Origin of the sequence: Streptomyces sp. NPDC017979 (assembly GCF_044328175.1) — a bacterium.
Lineage (GTDB): Bacteria > Actinomycetota > Actinomycetes > Streptomycetales > Streptomycetaceae > Streptomyces.
Genome location: NZ_JBIRGU010000001.1, coordinates 929,331 through 945,823, shown reverse-complemented (window position 1 = coordinate 945,823; position 16,493 = coordinate 929,331). Strand labels below are relative to the sequence as shown.

The following is a 16,493-nucleotide window of genomic DNA, read 5'->3' as shown; positions in this document are numbered from 1 at the left end:
CGTAGCGACGACTTGTCGGTTCCTTCGCACGGGGTCCGCAGGTGTGATCAAACAGGCAAGCAAAGATCCACGGACGGGCTATTGCGGCGACGGTCGGGGACGGCGGGACGCGCCCGCTTTCATCGGTTATGAGGGGGGATGTCCTGGAGGTTCAGTGCCTGGGGCGCACCGTTCGGTCCGGACTCAGCGGGCGGTCCGGGCTCCTGGCCAGGGCGCCGTGGTGGCGGCCCGGGGGCCGGCGACGGTCTGTCGCAGCCGGGCGCGGGCCAGCAGCCGGAGTTGCTCGGCCGAGACGACGCGCTCCTGGTCCGGCTCGTGGTTCAGCCGCAGCCGGATGCCGATGAGGATCTCGTCGACCCACTCCTCGGGCGCGTAGGCGTCGAGGTGCAGGACGAAGGAGTGGCCGAACCGGCTCTCGTACGCGGCGTGCGCGGCGTCCAGCGCTCGCGCGACGTGGGTCCCCTGCGGCGCGTCGGGGTGCGGCCCGGCCGGGTACTCGTCGGCGAGCGCCTCGCTCAGATCGGCGGGGGCCAGGTCGTAGCCCGCCTCGTCGGCGGCGGCGAGCAGGGAGCCGACGTCCGGGTACGGGCGGTGCGCGGCCACCCGCTCGGCCCAGCGGGCGCTGCCGCAGCACGCCAGCAGCGCGGCGAGGGCGTCCTCGTCGGTGGCCGAGTTGAACAGGGTGAGCCCGGGCTGCTGCGGGGCGTCCGCAGGGCCGAGCGGCTTCGGCACCGCGGTCGGGCCGGCCGGACTCGCGGTGGTCTGCGCGGGTAGCGCCAGGTGCGACGGCCGGGCGGGGTGCGGGAGACCGGCGTCGGAATCGCTGGACAGCGTGGGCTCCTCACCACGAGAAGAGGGGAATGCGGTTGGCTGCTGACTCACTGCTGACTTAGAGGAGAGGGCCGGAGCGGTCGGTGGGACCGGACGGCCGGAACGACCCGTACACCCGGAACGGGTGGTGCGGCCGGGAAGGCTGTGACGAGTGGGGTTGACAGGTCAACGCTATCCAGCCGTGCGAGTACCTGTCCGACGGATGCGCGAATTTCACCCGGACGGAAGAGTTTCCGTTCATCCGATGGACGACCTGGCCGGTTGCACGGATTTTGGGACGGTATGCAGTGGGCCGCGGGAGGCGGCGGGAATCGAGGGCGAGGCGCGGTCGAGGCGCAGGAGGTGGCCAGGTGAAGCGCATCGTAGAGGGCTCCGACGGCACGGGCGCAGTGGTTGGCGCGGGTGGCGCGGCCCGTGTCGACCGTACGGGTGACGCGGCAGGCGCACGGTCCGCAGAGCGCGCGGGTGCGCGGGCGCCGGTCGTACGGAGTGCGGCCCGGCGCGCGGCCCGGCGGGGTCCCCGGAGCGGTACCCGCCGCGGGGGACTCGTCGGGCTCGCCCTGGCGCTCGCCCTGACGGGCTGTTCGAACTCATCCGGGTCCGACGCCTCCGCCGACGCCCCCGCGTCGGGCACGGCCACCCCCTCGCCCACGGCGACGTACCCCCTGTCCACGGCGCCGGCGACCGTGCCCGCCGTGCGCGAGCACCGGGCCGCCCGGGGCCCCGGCTGGCGCCCCGGCCCGGACGCCGGGGTGGTCGTCGCCCGCGGCAGCGAGGCGCTGGCGGACGAGGGCAAGCTCGTCGCGGGCGAGTTGAAGGTCCCGTACCGCGGGGTGACGGCGGCGCGCACGGGCGACGTGGAACTGGTCCTCGACCGCGGCCAGGAGGGCGGACCCGAGTCGTACGCCGTGCGCACGGAGGGCGGCCGGGTGCGGATATCCGGCCCGGACGAGGCGGGCGTCTTCTACGGCACCCGCACCCTCAAGCAGGCCGTGCGCTCCGGGGGCGCCATGCCGGAGGGCACGGTGCAGGACGCGCCGGACCGCCCGCAGCGCGGGTTCATGCTGGACATCGCCCGCAAGGAGTTCAGCGTCGGGTGGATCGAGGACCGGCTGCGGGAGATGGCCGACCTCAAGCTCAACCACTTCGGCCTGCACTTCTCCGACGACCAGGCGTTCCGCATCGAGTCCACGACCCACCCCGAAGTCGTCTCGCCCCAGCACCTGACGAAGGACGAGGTGCGCCGGATACTCGGCCTCGCCGCCTCGCTCCACATCACCGTCATCCCCGAGATCGACTCGCCCGGCCACCTCGGCGCCGTCCTCGCACACCACCCCGACCTCAAGTTGAAGGACGCGTCGGGGCGGGTGGTGCAGGGCGCGATCGACATCGGCAACCCCGCGTCCGCCCGGCTCGTCGACGAACTCCTGCGGGAGTACGCGGATCTGTTCGACGGGCGGTACTGGAACGTCGGAGGTGACGAGTACACCGCCCTGACCTGGCGGGATCCCGAGGCGTCCTTTCCGGCGCTGGCGGCGAAGGCCCGTGCGGAGTACGGCCCGGAAGGGCGCGTGCAGGACCTCGCGACGGCATGGGTCAACGACCGCGCCGCACTCGTCCGCGGACTCGGCCGCGTCCCCAAGGCGTGGAACGACGGCTTCTTCGCCGGCGGTCGGGTCAGCGTCGACAAGGACGTGGAGGTCGAGTACTGGACGGGCAAGGAGATCGGCGCCCGCCCGCCGGAGGAGTACCTCGCCGAGGGCCGCAAGGTGGTCAACCTCAACGACGAGTACCTCTATTACGTGCTCGGCGAGCCCAACGAGTTCGTGTACCCGACCGGGCAGCGCATCTACGAGCAGTGGACCCCGCTGGTGCTGCGCGGCACGAAACCGGTGCCGGAGGAGTACTCGGACCAGATCCTCGGCGGGCGGTTCGCGATCTGGGGCGACGTGGCCGGGGCGCAGACGCCGGACCAGATCGCCCGGGGGATCGAGCTGCCGCTGGCGGCGACGGCGCAGAAGGTGTGGGACCCGCGGCAACCCGACCGCAGTTGGGCGGAGTTCGCGGCGCTGGCGCAGCAGGTGCGCTGAGCGCCGGGCGGAGCGGGCGACGGCGGGCCCGCACCGCCTGGACCGCCCTGTCCGTATTCGTCTGGACTCCCGGTCCGGGGCCGCGTATGTTCCGCAGGCGGTCGCGCACGGTGCGCGACCGGTCTCCGTACGCTCCCCCGCACCCGCTGCGCCGGGGCGTGCTCTGTCCGGTTCTTCCTGGGGGGTTCCTTTTCGATGAACGTGTGTTCCGTCTGCCGCGCCACGCCCGCGGTCACTCCGAACGGGCTGTGCGCGGGCTGCGCCGCGGCGCAGGGGGCGGTGCCGCCGGGGGCCGCCCAACAAGGCCCGCCGCCTCCGCCGATGGCACCGGGGCAGCCCGCGCCGGCCGGCGCGCCCGGCTACCCGGCACCGGGGCAGCCGCAGCCCGCCGGTTTCGGTGCGCCGCCGCCGTACCCGGCAGCTCCCGGCCCGTACCCTGCGGCCCCCGGCCCGTACCCGGGCGGACCGGCTCCGTACGGCGGCCCGACCCCGTACCCGGCGGGCCCGGCGCCGTACCCCGCCGCGCCGCCCGTCGGCATGCCGTACGCACCCGTGCCGCTGGCCGTCAAGGTGCCCGTCGGCCTGTCGTACGCCGTGATGGCCCTGCTCGGCGCGGTGATAGCGACGGACCTCTTCTCCATCGGCGCCGCCGTGAACGTCAGCACCCTGATGGCCGACCTGGAGCAGTCGCCCTTCTCGGTCAGCGCGGACACGCTGGACCGGGCCGACGGGCTGATGGCGCTGGCGGGCGTGCTCCAGGTCGTCGCCTACCTCGCCACCGCGGTCGTCTTCGTCATCTGGTTCTTCAAGGCCCGCGCCAACGCGGACGCCTTCGCCCCCGACATCCCGCGCATGCAGCGGGGCTGGGCGATCGGCGGCTGGTTCATCCCGTTCGCCAACCTCGTCATTCCGCGCAAGGTCGCCGGCGACATCTGGGCGGCCAGCCGCCGCAACCCGTACGGCGGCCACAAGGAACAGCCCGAGCGGCTGCTGAACTTCTGGTGGGGGTTCTGGGTCCTCTCCCTGATCGTCGCCCGGGTGTCGGTGATGCGCTACGACAAGGCCGAGTCGCCGGAGGAGGTCGGCTCCGCCGCCTTCGGGCTGGTCTTCTCCGACCTCGCGGACATCGTCGCGGCGGTGCTGGCGATCCTGGTCGTCCGGGCGATCACCCGGATGCAGTCGGAGAAGGTCTCGCTGCCGCACCCGCCGCCGGCGCCCGCCTTCCACTGAGGCGCACGGCGTGGCCGGGCGTGGGCCCGCCCGGGGGTGTGCGGGCCCACACCGGCACCCGGAGGCTACGAGCGAACGGGGCAAGCCGTTCACGAGCCATGTTTCCGAGTGGCCCGAATGTAACAGAGCGGTGGGGCACATGTGTGCGATCCGGGGGGAATCGGTGAGCGGATCGATGTCGTAGAACCATGGCGGACCGTGCGCGGGAGGGGGTACTTTGCGCCGAACGCGTCGTCAGCGATGGGAGGGGTCCGATGGTGTCGCAGACCTCGGAAACCCAGGGAGAACTGTGCGCACTGTTCGCACGGGCGGACGAGCGGGCGCTCGCCGCGAGCGGGGTGGGCTGTCTGGAAAGGTGCCTGCCGCTACTCGGCGACGGCGCACCCGCCGCCGTGCTGCGCCCGCTGTGGACGGGCCTCACGGACGGTGCCGCGCACTGGGCCGAACGGCTCGCGGAAGCCCGCGACGCGCTGAAGGCCACGCCTGACGACGGGCCGCGCCCCGCCGCCGCGGGAGCCGTGCGGCGCATGCTCGACACCGCCCCCGCCCAGTGGGCGCTGGACCCGCTGCGCACCTGGGCCGAGGAGAGCGCGAGAGCGGCGCTCGCCGCCCACCGCGATTACGAGCCGCCCGGCGTCGACGCGGCGGGCCCGCTGGTGGCGGGGGAGTTGCGCCGACAGACGAGGGTGCTGGAGATCCTGGTCGTGCAGGCGGACGGGGCGGGGCTGCGGCAGGTGCTGCACGTGTCGACGGAGGGGCGTCGAGTCCTGGCCGCGGCGATTTCGCGCCAGGCGCGCGGCACGGGTGTGTGACGCCCGCAACTGCTGGGCGCTGACGGGTGCGTGACGCCCGCGACTGCTCGGCGCCGACACGGGTACGTGACGTCCACGAGCACTCGGCGCCGACGGGCCGGGCCGTCTGACCATCACCGCGGGATGACGTCCACAATTCCTGCACCACTCGGGTGCCCGAAGCACGGATCGTCGGCCAAAGTCAGGCAAATCTCGATATCGCGCAACACTCTCGATCGGTTCTCTTCACCAATAGGTCACGCGATCACGGGCATAAGCAGACCTGGCTTGATCTAGCACCTGGCCCGCTGGCAAGGTGGGTTGGGCATTCGGCCTCCGGGGGTCTTTCAGAAATGAGGCGAATGCCGTCCGCCGTATTCCCGTGCAGCGCGCCCGTCGAGGGAGATGCGCAGCTCAGGGGAGGCGGCGCCCTGGGGGAGGGATCGGCCGGGACGGTTTGGCCAACTGGCCCTGCAATCAAGGTCGATGAAAAGCACAGCACAAGTTCAAACGAAGCGGGGATGCATGAGGAAAAGCAGTTTCGTCCGTAGGGCGGGCAGCGCGCTCGCTGTCGGCGCGATGGTGATGACGGGGGTCATGGCGAGCGCTTCGAGCGCTTCTGCCGTCGGCTCCTCGGCCTGCAGCAATAACTTCAAGGACAGGAAGGTCGCGGTCACCGACACGGCGAACTTCCGTACCGGGCCGGGCAAGAGCTACACGTCCAAGGGCCTGGTGCACAAGGGCGACAACAAGCTCCTCGCGTACTGCGAGCGCGGCAACTGGGTCTACGGGAAGGTCCTGAAGGGACCCCACAAGGGCAAGAAGGGCTGGATCAGCTGGGACGTCATCGGCTGGCCGATGAACCCGCCGGGTCAGATCCCCGGTCGCTAAGCCGTAAGACAGGCTCTGGTTGAGCCAGGGGGGAGCAGGGGCCGCGCCGGTCGGGCGCGGCCCCTGACGCGTGTTCGGGGTGGTCAAGATCCGCCGGGTCACGGGTCTGTCCCAGCGGGCGGCGGAACGTTCGCAGGGCGTAACAGGAGTGTCCTAGGCGGCGGTCGGGCGGAACGGCGGCCTGGGCCGGGACGGTCGTGGTGATCGTAAGTGCCCGCTCCACCGACACCGAGGAAGAAACCATGCGCGCTCGCAAGCTCACCTTCGCCGCCCTGGCCATCGCCGCCGGACTCTCGCTCACGGCCTGCAACGACGAGGACGTCGCGGGTGCCGGGTCGAGCGGGGGGACGGGGAAGAACGAGACGCCCGCGGCGTCCGCCGGGTCGTCCTCGGGCGGCGGCTCGTCCTCGGACGGCGTGGAGCAGGGCGCAGGGAAGGACAGCGGGAAGGACGGCGGGGACGGCGGGAAGGACGGCGGGGACGGTGGGAAGGACTCGGCCGCGGGGGCCGGCCTGTGCCGCACCGACGCCCTGGACATCTCCGCGGTGGACGGCACCGTCGGCGGCGACGACGAAGGCACCGTCGCGGTCACCTTCAAGAACGGCGGCGGCCGGGACTGCGCCCTGAACGGATACGCCGGCGTCGACCTGAAGACCAGGGAGGGCACGGTGTCCGCGGAGCGCAGCGGCGGGAAGTCCACCCCCATGACCCTCAAGGACGGCGAGTCCGTGACCTTCGGCGTCACCTATCCGCTGAACAAGTCCGGCGGTTCCGGAGTGAAGATCACCGCGATCGTGGTGACCCCGCCCGGCGAGACGAAGTCCTTCTCCCTCGCCTGGCCCGGCGCAGCCACCCTCCCCGTCACCGACGGCTCCGGCACCCCCGTCAAGGTCGGCCCCATGGGCAGCGCGGGCCAGGGCGGCGCGAGCTAGCCAGGCCGCGTCCGCAGGGTCCCGCGCGCTTCCACACGCACAGGGACGCGCTCTCAGCTCCGGCGCGGCGGCCGTGGCCGACTTCGGTGCCCGGGGCCGTGGGGGGCAACGAGGGACGACCGGGGTCGCCACCCCCCACAGGAGAGACCCCGGTCGTCGCTACGCGCGGGGCCGGTGCGCGGCCCCGTACCTCACTCTGCGCCGCGGGCGCGATTTGTGTCACAGGGCGGCCGAAACCCCTTCTTCCCACTTGGTTGCAAGTTGTACAAACCATGGACGCGGCCCCCTGGAACGACGTAGCGTTCTGGTCTCGTACGGGGGCCGAAATCAGAGGCCAAGGGCAGAGCGCAGCGCTGACCTGCTGCGGACCGGAACAGTCGCACGTGCGGACGACAACGTACGGATGACGCGTACAGATAACAGGTACAGGTAGAGGTTGTGCTGGGGGACGACGCGGAGCTGACCGCCGCCGTGCTCGCGGCACAGGACGGGGACGAGTGCGCGTTCCGTTCTGTGTACCGCGCGGTGCACCCGCGGTTGCTCGGCTATGTGCGCACGCTCGTCGGCGAGCCCGACGCCGAGGACGTGACGTCCGAGGCGTGGCTCCAGATCGCCCGCGACCTGGACGGCTTCCACGGTGACGCCGACCGCTTCCGCGGCTGGGCCGCCCGGATCGCCCGCAATCGCGCGCTGGACCACCTGAGGATGCGCGGCCGCCGCCCCGCCGTCGGCGGCGACGACTCGGAGCTCACCGCCAGGGCCGCCCCGTCCGACACCGCGGACGAGGCGATGGAGGCCCTGTCCACCGGCGATACGATGGCGCTCATCGCGCAACTGCCGCAGGACCAGGCGGAGGCGGTCGTGCTCAGGGTGGTCGTCGGCCTCGACGCCAAGAGCGCGGCCAAGACGCTCGGCAAACGGCCCGGCGCCGTGCGCACCGCCGCCCACCGCGGGCTGAAGAAGCTCGCCGAGCTGTTGGGCGCCAACGCGGACGGCGTGGTCGACGCGGACGATCCGGGGGCCGCCCCCGGGCCGGTCCCGCGGCAGGCGGGGCCGGAGTTGGACGGGGTGCCACCGCAGCGCGGGCCCGGGACGGGTGCGACGGCATCCGCCGGTGTGACGCATTCACGGCTGCGGACGCAGAAGGACATGTGATGGCCGACGAGCGGTACGAGTGGCTTGACCAGGACACGGCGGAGCGCCTGTTGCGCGGGGAGCCGGTCGGGGCGCTCGGCGAACCCGCGCGGGCCGAAGCCGTACGTCTGGACCGCGCGCTGCGCGACGCCGCCTCCGCTCCCGCGCCGGCCGCGGGCGAACTGCCCGGCGAGGCCGCCGCGCTCGCCGCCTTCCGCGCGGCGAGGACGCCGGCCGGAGCGCAGACGGACGCGGAGGACGGAGCCATCGGCGTCGTCCGCATCGGCACTGTGTCCCGCTCCCGACGCCGTCGTACGCGCCTTTCGTCGCCGTTCCGGTTCGGAGTGGTCGCCGTCGTCGCCGGGTTCGCCTTCGGCGGGGTCGCGGTCGCGTCGGGAGGCGACCTCCTGCCGTCCCCTTTCGGCAACGCGTCCCCGTCCGGGGGCGACGCCTCCGCCGGCACCGACTCCGATTCGGTGACGGACCGGTCGTCCGACGAGCACTCCGGGGCGCCGTCCCGCGGGCCGCACCGGCCCTCCAGCACGGCGGGGGCGCGGAGCGGTGCTCCCAAGGGTCCCGGCGAGGGGCTGAGCGCCGAGGGCAAGCGTGCGGCGCGCGCCGCGGAACTCCACCTCAAGGCGCTGCACGCGTGTGGCCACCACCGGGCTGGCACGCTGGACGCGAAGGGGCGGCAGTTGTTGGCCGTCGCTGCCAAGGGGCGGGACCGGATCGACGCGTACTGCACGGCCCGGCTCGCCGAGGCGACCCCGTCCCACCCCGGCCTCGGCAACGGCCTCGGCAAGGGCAACGGCGGCGCCAACGGCAAGGGGAACGGCAACGCCAACGGCGGCGGTCGGGGCAATCAGGGCGCCACCGGCCCCAACGGACCCGGTAAGGGCAACGGCCCAGGCACGGGCAACGGCGCGGGCTCCAGCAACGGCGCCGGCACCGCGAACGGCAATCCCCACCGCGGCCCCGGCGAGCAGAACGACCGCGGCAAGGGCAACGAGAACAAGAAGAAGGACTCGCAGGACCGGGACGACAAGGGTGACCGAGGCGGCAAAGGGAGCCGCGCCTGGCACGGGTCCCAGGACCGGGACGGGGACGACCACCCCGAGGGACACGACCGCGTCTCGGGCTACGTCTACGGCTACGACGCAGGTCCCGGCGCAGGCACCGGCTTCGATCTGCGGGTCTGATCACTGCCCCCGCATCCGCGCTGACCTGCGAATTTAAAGCTCTCACAACCTGGTGTGACGTTTCTGGAGGCTACGGCGCAGTAGAGAGTGAGCCGACTGGTCATCGGCGCGCGCCAGTAAAGCCGGGGTTCCCCCCGTACCTACGGCTGGGCGCACATGGCGCGGGCGGGACACGTTCCCCCGGTCCCGTCCGCGCCTCTTCTCCTTCGTCTCCTTCGTCCGACCCCGGCTCTCCTTCGCCCGGCCCCCGCCCGGCGCCCCGGCTGCTCACCAGTGGACGACGACCTTGTCGCCGTTGCGGACCTGGTCGAAGAGCGCGGCGACCGCCTTCTTGTCCCGGACGTTCACACAGCCGTGCGACGCGCCCTTGTAGCCGTTCGCGGCGAAGTCCGCCGAGTAGTGCACCGCCTGGCCGCCGCTGAAGAACAGCGCGTACGGCATCGGGGTGTCGTACAGCGACGAGACGTGGTCCCGCGACTTCATGAAGACGCTGAAGACGCCCTCGCGGGTCGGGGTGTACTGCGAGCCGAAGCGGACGTCCATCGTCGACTCCACCTCGCCGTCGACCACCCACGACAGCGTGCGGCTCGTCTTGCTGATGCACATCACCCGGCCGTTCAGACAGCGCGGGTCCAGCTTCACCTGGGGCTTGTTGACCGCCTTGCCCTCCAGCTCCGCCCGCGTGGGCTGCTTCGTCATCGCGAGCAGCCGCTGCCAGGTGACCGTGTCCGTCTTCCCCGTCTCCGGCAGTCCGCGCTTGCCCTGGAAGCCCCGTACCGCGGTCGCCGTGACCTGCCCGTACGTCCCCGTCGGGGTGTCGTCGAACCAGCCGATCTGCGCCAGCCGCGCCTGGAGCTCGCGCACCCGGTCGCCCCGGGAGCCCTGCGCCATCAGCACCTCGGCGGGCGGCGCGCTGCTGCTCTCCGTGGCCTCCGGCCGCTCCGACGGCGCTGCGGACGGCGCCGCGGAAGCCGTCTGCGACGGGGTGGACGCCGGCGTCGGCGTCGGTGCCGCCTCGGCGGACGGCGCCGCGGGTCGGGTCGGCGCGGTGGCGCCGCCGGGCTTGCCGTCGGACGGCCCGGACGCGCGGTCCGCGGCCTGCGCGGAACATCCCGCGGTCACCGCGACCACGACGGCCGCGGCGAGGGTCCTCCGTACGAAGGGCTTGCCCACGGGTATCCCCACGAGCTTCCGTGCGGGCTTTTCCACGAGGGTGTTGCTGGGCACGTTCGTCCCCCCTTGTCGGCCTGTGTCCTGAGCCCGTGCACCGAGCGATGCACAGAGAGATGCATTCCCGCCCTGCCCGGTTGCTCATTCGCGAGCATGATGGGAAAGACGTTGCGAAATCGACACCTGCAACGCCCCACGACCGACCCTGCAACGGCCCTCGGCACTCCTGGAGGGAGGTGGCCATGGCGGCGGCGCGCGAGTCCGAGTCCGGGCTGCCCATCGAGCCGTTGTACGGACCCGAAGCGCTGGCGGGCTGGGACCCGGCCGAGCGGCTGGGCACCCCCGGCGCGTACCCCTTCACCCGGGGCGTGTACCCGACCATGTACACCGGCCGCCCCTGGACGATGCGGCAGTACGCCGGCTTCGGCACCGCCGCGGAGTCCAACGCCCGCTACCGGCAGCTCATCGCGGACGGCACCACCGGCCTGTCCGTCGCCTTCGACCTGCCGACCCAGATGGGCCACGACTCGGACGCCCCGATCGCGCACGGCGAGGTCGGCAAGGTCGGCGTGGCGATCGACGCGGTCGATGACGTGCGCGTGCTCTTCGACGGGATCCCGCTGGACCGGGTCTCCACCTCGATGACGATCAACGCGCCGGCCGCCCTGCTGCTCCTGCTCTACCAGCTCGTCGGCGAGGAGCAGGGGGTGCTCGCGCCCCGCCTGAACGGCACGATCCAGAACGACGTGCTCAAGGAGTACATCGCCCGCGGCACGTACATCTTCCCGCCCGGACCCTCGCTCCGGCTGGTCGCCGACACCTTCGCGTACTGCCGGCGCGAGCTGCCGCGCTGGAACCCGATCTCGATCTCCGGCTACCACATGGCGGAGGCCGGCGCCTCGCCCGCGCAGGAGGTCGCCTTCACGATCGCGAACGGTGTGGAGTACGTCCGCACCGCGGTCGCGGCCGGCCTGGACGTCGACGACTTCGGGCCCCGGCTGTCCTTCTTCTTCGTCGCCCGCACCACCCTCCTGGAGGAGGTCGCGAAGTTCCGGGCCGCCCGCCGCATCTGGGCGCGGGTGATGCGGGACGACTTCGGCGCCCGCAACCCCAAGGCGCAGATGCTGCGCTTCCACACCCAGACCGCGGGCGTGCAGCTCACCGCGCAGCAGCCCGAGGTGAACTTGGTCCGGGTCGCGGTCCAGGGGCTCGCGGCCGTCCTCGGCGGCACCCAGTCCCTGCACACCAACTCCTTCGACGAGGCCATCGCCCTGCCGTCGGACAGGGCGGCGCGGCTGGCGCTGCGCACGCAGCAGGTGCTGGCGCACGAGACGGACGTGACCGCCACCGTCGACCCCTTCGCCGGTTCGTACGCGATCGAGCGACTGACCGACGGGCTGGAGGAGGAGGTGCTCGCGCTGCTGGCCCGCATCGAGGACCTGGGCGGTGCGGTCGGCGCGATCGAGCAGGGCTTCCAGAAGTACGAGATCGAGCAGAACGCGTACCGCATCGCGCGGGAGACGGACGAGGGCGAGCGCGTCGTGGTCGGCGTCAACCGCTTCGTGCGGGACGAGAGCGGGGAACCGCCGTACGAGCCCCTGCGGGTGGACCCGGCGATCGAGGCCAGGCAGGGCGAGCGCCTGGCGCGGCTGCGTGCGCAGCGGGACGGCGCGGCGGTGGCGGGGGCGCTGGACGCGCTGCGGGCGGCGGCGCGGGGCGACGCCAACGTGCTGTACCCGATGAAGGACGCGTTGCGGGCGCGGGCGACGGTGGGCGAGGTGTGCGACGCGCTGCGGGAGGTGTGGGGCACGTACGTCCCCTCCACGGCGCTGTGAGTCGGCGAGTGTTCCCGATCACGGCGGAGTGTCGTACCCGTCTGCGACACTCCAACGCATGATGGGCGTCACCGATCTTCCGACGTACCTGGCGGGGCTGGTCCTGATCATCCTGCTGCCGGGGCCGAACTCGCTGTACGTGCTCTCCGTCGCCGCGCGGCGCGGCGTGCGCACGGGCTATCGCGCCGCCGCGGGCGTCTGGGCCGGGGACACGGTGCTGATGGTGCTCTCCGCCGCGGGCGTGGCGTCCCTGCTGAAGACGAACGACCTGCTGTTCGGCCTGGTGAAGTTCGCCGGCGCCGGCTACCTGACCTGGCTGGCGATCGGCATGCTGCGGGCGGCCTGGGGGATGTGGCGCAGCCGTCGCGAGACCGTGCTGACCGAGGCCGCCGCGTCCGCGGAGCCGGCGGCGACGGAGCGGCCGTTCCGCCGGGCCTTCGTGATCAGCCTGTTGAACCCCAAGGCGATCCTCTTCTTCATCGCCTTCTTCGTGCAGTTCGTGGACCCCGCGTACGCCTACCCGGCGCTCTCCTTCGTGGTGCTCGGCGCCTTCGCGCAGCTCGCCAGCGTGCTCTACCTGACGCTGCTGATATTCACCGGCACCCACCTCGCGTCGGCGTTCCGCCGCCGCAAGCGGCTGTCGGCGGGGGCGACCTCGGCGGCCGGCGCGCTGTTCCTCGGCTTCGCGGTGAAGCTGTCGCTCAGCAGCGCGTGAGGCGGCGGGCCCGGGGCGTACGTTCGGGACGCGTCACGGCCGGTCCGCGCCCAGCGCCGCGGCCGCCGTGCGCGGTCGGTGCCGTGCCGCCCGGCTCGTACCGGCCGTACGGTCCCGGCCCGCCGCCGCGATCGCGACCAGCGTCAGCAGCGCGCACACCGCGTACACCCAGCCCGCCACGGCGAGCAGCCCCGGCGCCGGCGCCCCCGGCGGTAGCACTGCCTCGACGTGGTTCAGCTGCGGTACGACCCGGCCGGCGGTCGCCAGCGCCCAGGCGGCGAGCGCCGTCAGCCGCAGCGCCCGGGGCCCTGGCCCGTACAGCAGCCAGATCATCGCCGGTACGCACCACACCCAGTGGTGGCTCCAGGAGATGGGCACCAGCAGCAGCCCCGCGAGCTGCACGGCGACCAGCGCGCCCAGCAGGTCGGCGCGGCGGACGGCGACCCACCCGGCGTACCCGGCGAGCACGGTGACGGCGAGCGCGGCGAGCAGCCAGGGCGCGTCGAAGCCGACGTCGTGCCCCAGGGCCCGGCCGACGGCGCCCCGCAGGGACTGGTTGCGTACGGACGTGACCAGGCCGACCCGCTCCGGTTCGACGACGAGCGAGCTCCAGTAGCGCTCCGACTCCCGCGGCGCGACCGACCACCCCAGCGCGAGGGTGCCGACGAAGACGACGCACGCGGCGAGCGCGGCCCGCCACTGCCGGGTCAACAGGAGATACGCCCCGCCGACCGCGGGCGTCAGCTTTACCCCCGCGGCCACCCCCACCGCCGCACCGACGGCACCGGCTTCCTTGGCCGCCGCGAGCCCCCACAGCACGAGGGCTGCCAGGATGAGGTTGACCTGTCCGAGGTCGAGGGTGTGCCGTACGGGTTCCAGCCACAGGGCCCCCGCGACCCACAGCATCACCCGGTCCCGCCCGAGCCCCCGGCGCGCCCCCGCCCGGCCGGGCAGCAGTCGCCCGGCGCAGCCGACGACCACCGCCAGCGCGGCCAACGAGAGCAGGTGCCAGCCGACGACGGCGACCGGCCACGGCACGTACGACAGCGGCAGGAACACCACCGCGGCGAACGGCGGGTACGTGAACGGCAGCCCGCTCGACGCCGCCCGGAAGTCGTACAGCCGGCCCGAGCGGACCTGCGGCGACGCCTCCCAGTACACCCGCAGGTCGAAGGGGTCCGGCGGCGCGACGACCAGGACGACCGCGTGCACCGCGAGCGACAGCAGGAGCAGCCACGGGGCGCGGTCGAGCGCGCGCTGCCGTACGACGTCGAACGCGCGGGTCGCCGATTCGCGGGCGGCTGGGCTGGGCCGGCTGGTGCGCATGCTCGTGGTCCTACCGCATCCGGTGGGCGGGGGCGGCGGATGCGCGGGGGCGCCCACCGCGGACACCCCAATGGCAGAACACCCGCCCCCCTTATTCATGGAACTTCAAATAATGGGAAAGTCCATGCAATATGGAGTCGTGGACGCTGCCGACCAACGCGTGGACCGTGAACCGAACAACCGTGAACCGAACAACCGTGAGCTGACCGATGGTGAATTGATCAACCGCGAACTGATCGACTACCTCTTCGCCCTCCGCGACGAGGTGCAGGGCGAGTTGAAGCGCCTGCTCCGTGACCTGGAGCTGACCGACGCGCAGGCCGATGCGCTGTGGCGGCTCAGCGGCGAGCGGGAGATGACGGCGCGGCAGCTGGCCGACCGGCTGAACTGCGACGCCTCGACCGCCACGTCGATGGTCGACCGCCTGGAGAAGCACGGACTGGTCCGCCGCATCCCGCACCCCACCGACCGCCGTGCGAAGCTCCTCCAGCTCACCCCCGAGGGCTGCGCCCTGCGCGACCAAGTCATTCGGCACGCGGTCGAGCGCTCGCCCTTCGCCCGTCTCGACGAGGACGGCCGGCTGCGGCTGCACGCGCTGCTGCGGGAGGCGGCGGGCGATGCTCGGCCCGCCGCCGGGGGCGCGTCGTGAACCGTAAGACCGCCGTCGTCACCGGGGCCGCGGGCGGCCTGGGCCTGGTGACCGCGCGCCGGCTGGCCCTGGCGGGTTACGGCGTCGTCCTCGTGGGGCGCGACGCACCCCGTACCGCCGCGGCGGCCGACGCCCTGCGCGACCTGCTCCCCGCGGACCCCGACGCCGCCCCGCCCCGGGCGTACGCGGCCGACCTCTCCCTACGGTCCGAAGTCCGCGACCTGGCTGCGGAGCTGGCGGCGGACCTGACGACCGACGCCGCCCGCATCGACGTCCTCGTCAACAACGCGGGAGCGGCCTTCGCCCGCTACGGCGAGACCCCGGACGGCGCCGAACGCACCCACGCCGTCAACCACCACGCGCCGTTCCTGCTCACCCACGCTCTCCTGACGGCGGACGCGTTCGCCGCGGACGCCCGGGTCGTCAACCTCTCCACCTTCGTCGAGAAGCGCGGCCGACTCGACGAGGACGCGCCGGACGTCCTCGGCACGTCCTGGCACGACCGCCTCTACTCCCAACTCCACGTCTACGGCACCAGCAAACTGCTCGGCCTCCTGGCAACGGCGGAGCTGGCCCGCCGGCTGCCCGCCGGCATGCGGACGTACAACGCCAACCCGGGCATGGTGAAGGGCACCCGCATGAACGCCAACGCCGGCGGCCTGATGCGGCTGACGGCCCCGCTGTTCCGTCCGTTCTCCATCACCCCGGACGAGGGCGTGCGAACCACCCTTTGGCTCACCACCGCCACCCCGGCCCCGCACCCCAGCGGCGGCTTCTTCACCGCATCGCGCCCGGCGACGCCCTCCCGGCCGGCCCGCTCGCCGCAACTCGCCCGCGCCGTCTACGAAAGAACGGCGTCCCTGCTGGGCGTCGAACCGCTTCCGGTCCGGTCATAGCGGGTGCGCGCGGGGCGACGTCGCATCCCGCTCCCCACCCGCGCTCTCCCCGCCGAACGCCCGGGTGACGGCGAGGCTGTCCTCGTACACGTGGTGACGGGTGACCAGGCCGTCTTCGACCGTCAGATGGAGCGCGAACCGGGCGCGGTAGGCGCGGCCGGTGGCCCGCGCGGTCTGCCGGATCTCACCGAGCACGACCGCGTCGTCCCCGTCGACGAGGATCCGCTCGACCGCGGTCGCGGCCCGCTCCGGCACGTGGTGCTCGGCGAGCGCACGGTAGTGCGCGGCGGCATCGGCGCGGGTGGAGCGGTGCCGGATCCACGGCGTGGCCGCGCGGTCGTGCTCCACCTCGGGCCAACTCAGCTTCCAGTCGCCCTGCTCGGCGTACAACTGCGCGATGCGCTCCGGATCGCCTTCACCGATCCGACGCAGCAGCTCTGACACGACGTCGCGGGTGGACTCCGTGGCCGTTCCCCTGACAGGTGTCGACACGTCAACTCTCCGATCCGTACTGGTCTGCTCCGCGCGCCCGACGGTCGGTGCGGCCTGCTCGCCATCCTCGCCGGCCGGCGCTGACCTGCGCCATTACCTCCCCGGTAAGCGCCCGATGGGGGCGTCCTGGACGACCACGCGCACCTGGACGGCATGCGGTCCGTGCGGGCGCGGCGCTCGCCGACCTGATCGGCGACGACGAAGGACCAGCAGCCAACATCTGACCACTTGTGATCATCTTGTGACTGGTGGTGCACGGCAATGTCTTAATTGTGGTCTTGTTGTGACGGCGTCAGGTCTGCATGATCGTTT

General features: G+C 72.8%; 15 protein-coding genes. 11 read left to right on the top strand and 4 right to left on the bottom strand.

The features are described 5' to 3' along the window. Positions 1-183 precede the first annotated feature (183 nt). Positions 184-882, bottom strand: a complete 699-nt coding sequence (locus ACH4E8_RS03985) for a 2-oxo-4-hydroxy-4-carboxy-5-ureidoimidazoline decarboxylase (protein ID WP_398444065.1) — start codon at positions 880-882, stop codon at positions 184-186. Between the two features lie 509 nt (positions 883-1,391). Between ACH4E8_RS03985 and ACH4E8_RS03980 the strand changes: the two genes are divergently transcribed. The 7 genes from ACH4E8_RS03980 (at position 1,392) to ACH4E8_RS03950 (ending at position 9,098) form a co-directional block, all read left to right on the top strand. Next, positions 1,392-2,921 carry a glycoside hydrolase family 20 protein gene (locus ACH4E8_RS03980; RefSeq protein ID WP_398444743.1) on the top strand — a complete coding sequence of 510 codons (1,530 nt, stop codon included), beginning with the start codon at positions 1,392-1,394 and terminating at the stop codon, positions 2,919-2,921. Between the two features lie 195 nt (positions 2,922-3,116). Next, the gene (locus ACH4E8_RS03975) at positions 3,117-4,151 is read left to right on the top strand and encodes a DUF4328 domain-containing protein (RefSeq protein WP_398444063.1); all 1,035 of its coding nucleotides are present in this window, start codon (positions 3,117-3,119) and stop codon (positions 4,149-4,151) included. Between the two features lie 254 nt (positions 4,152-4,405). Beyond that, on the top strand, positions 4,406-4,963 hold the full coding sequence (locus tag ACH4E8_RS03970) for a hypothetical protein (RefSeq protein WP_398444061.1): 558 nt from the start codon (positions 4,406-4,408) through the stop codon (positions 4,961-4,963). A 504-nt stretch (positions 4,964-5,467) separates the two neighbouring features. Next, the gene (locus ACH4E8_RS03965; protein WP_398444060.1) at positions 5,468-5,833 is read left to right on the top strand and encodes an SH3 domain-containing protein; all 366 of its coding nucleotides are present in this window, start codon (positions 5,468-5,470) and stop codon (positions 5,831-5,833) included. 242 nt (positions 5,834-6,075) lie between these two features. Further along, on the top strand, positions 6,076-6,765 hold the full coding sequence (locus ACH4E8_RS03960) for a DUF4232 domain-containing protein (RefSeq protein ID WP_398444058.1): 690 nt from the start codon (positions 6,076-6,078) through the stop codon (positions 6,763-6,765). A gap of 438 nt (positions 6,766-7,203) precedes the next feature. Then, entirely contained in the window at positions 7,204-7,920 is a 717-nt protein-coding gene (locus tag ACH4E8_RS03955) for an RNA polymerase sigma factor (protein WP_398444056.1), read from the top strand. Continuing rightward, positions 7,920-9,098 carry a hypothetical protein gene (locus ACH4E8_RS03950; RefSeq protein WP_398444055.1) on the top strand — a complete coding sequence of 393 codons (1,179 nt, stop codon included), beginning with the start codon at positions 7,920-7,922 and terminating at the stop codon, positions 9,096-9,098. Before ACH4E8_RS03955 ends, ACH4E8_RS03950 begins: the two co-directional genes overlap by 1 nt. Before the next feature lie 267 nt (positions 9,099-9,365). On the opposite strand, the gene ACH4E8_RS03945 is transcribed toward ACH4E8_RS03950, so the two are convergent. Further along, positions 9,366-10,325, bottom strand: coding sequence for a peptidoglycan-binding protein (locus ACH4E8_RS03945; protein ID WP_398444053.1), 960 nt, complete (start codon positions 10,323-10,325; stop codon positions 9,366-9,368). 185 nt (positions 10,326-10,510) lie between these two features. On the opposite strand from ACH4E8_RS03945, the gene ACH4E8_RS03940 reads away from it, so the two are divergent. After that, entirely contained in the window at positions 10,511-12,103 is a 1,593-nt protein-coding gene (locus ACH4E8_RS03940) for a methylmalonyl-CoA mutase (RefSeq protein WP_398444051.1), read from the top strand. 58 nt (positions 12,104-12,161) lie between these two features. Beyond that, positions 12,162-12,818 carry a leucine efflux protein LeuE gene (gene leuE / locus ACH4E8_RS03935; RefSeq protein ID WP_398444050.1) on the top strand — a complete coding sequence of 219 codons (657 nt, stop codon included), beginning with the start codon at positions 12,162-12,164 and terminating at the stop codon, positions 12,816-12,818. Positions 12,819-12,851: 33 nt separating this feature from the next. Here the strand turns inward: leuE and ACH4E8_RS03930 are convergent, their stop codons facing one another. After that, complete coding sequence (locus tag ACH4E8_RS03930; protein WP_398444048.1) at positions 12,852-14,144, bottom strand: glycosyltransferase 87 family protein; 1,293 nt, start codon at positions 14,142-14,144, stop codon at positions 12,852-12,854. A gap of 139 nt (positions 14,145-14,283) precedes the next feature. Between ACH4E8_RS03930 and ACH4E8_RS03925 the strand changes: the two genes are divergently transcribed. Both ACH4E8_RS03925 and ACH4E8_RS03920 read left to right on the top strand, forming a co-directional pair. After that, positions 14,284-14,793, top strand: a complete 510-nt coding sequence (locus ACH4E8_RS03925) for a MarR family winged helix-turn-helix transcriptional regulator (protein WP_398444046.1) — start codon at positions 14,284-14,286, stop codon at positions 14,791-14,793. After that, positions 14,790-15,689, top strand: a complete 900-nt coding sequence (locus tag ACH4E8_RS03920) for an SDR family NAD(P)-dependent oxidoreductase (protein WP_398444044.1) — start codon at positions 14,790-14,792, stop codon at positions 15,687-15,689. The genes ACH4E8_RS03925 and ACH4E8_RS03920 overlap by 4 nt, the downstream gene beginning before the upstream one ends. On the opposite strand, the gene ACH4E8_RS03915 is transcribed toward ACH4E8_RS03920, so the two are convergent. Beyond that, positions 15,684-16,181 (bottom strand): nuclear transport factor 2 family protein, encoded by a 498-nt coding sequence (locus ACH4E8_RS03915; protein ID WP_398444042.1) that lies wholly within the window; start codon positions 16,179-16,181, stop codon positions 15,684-15,686. The genes ACH4E8_RS03920 and ACH4E8_RS03915 overlap by 6 nt on opposite strands. Between the last annotated feature and the right edge of the window lie 312 nt (positions 16,182-16,493).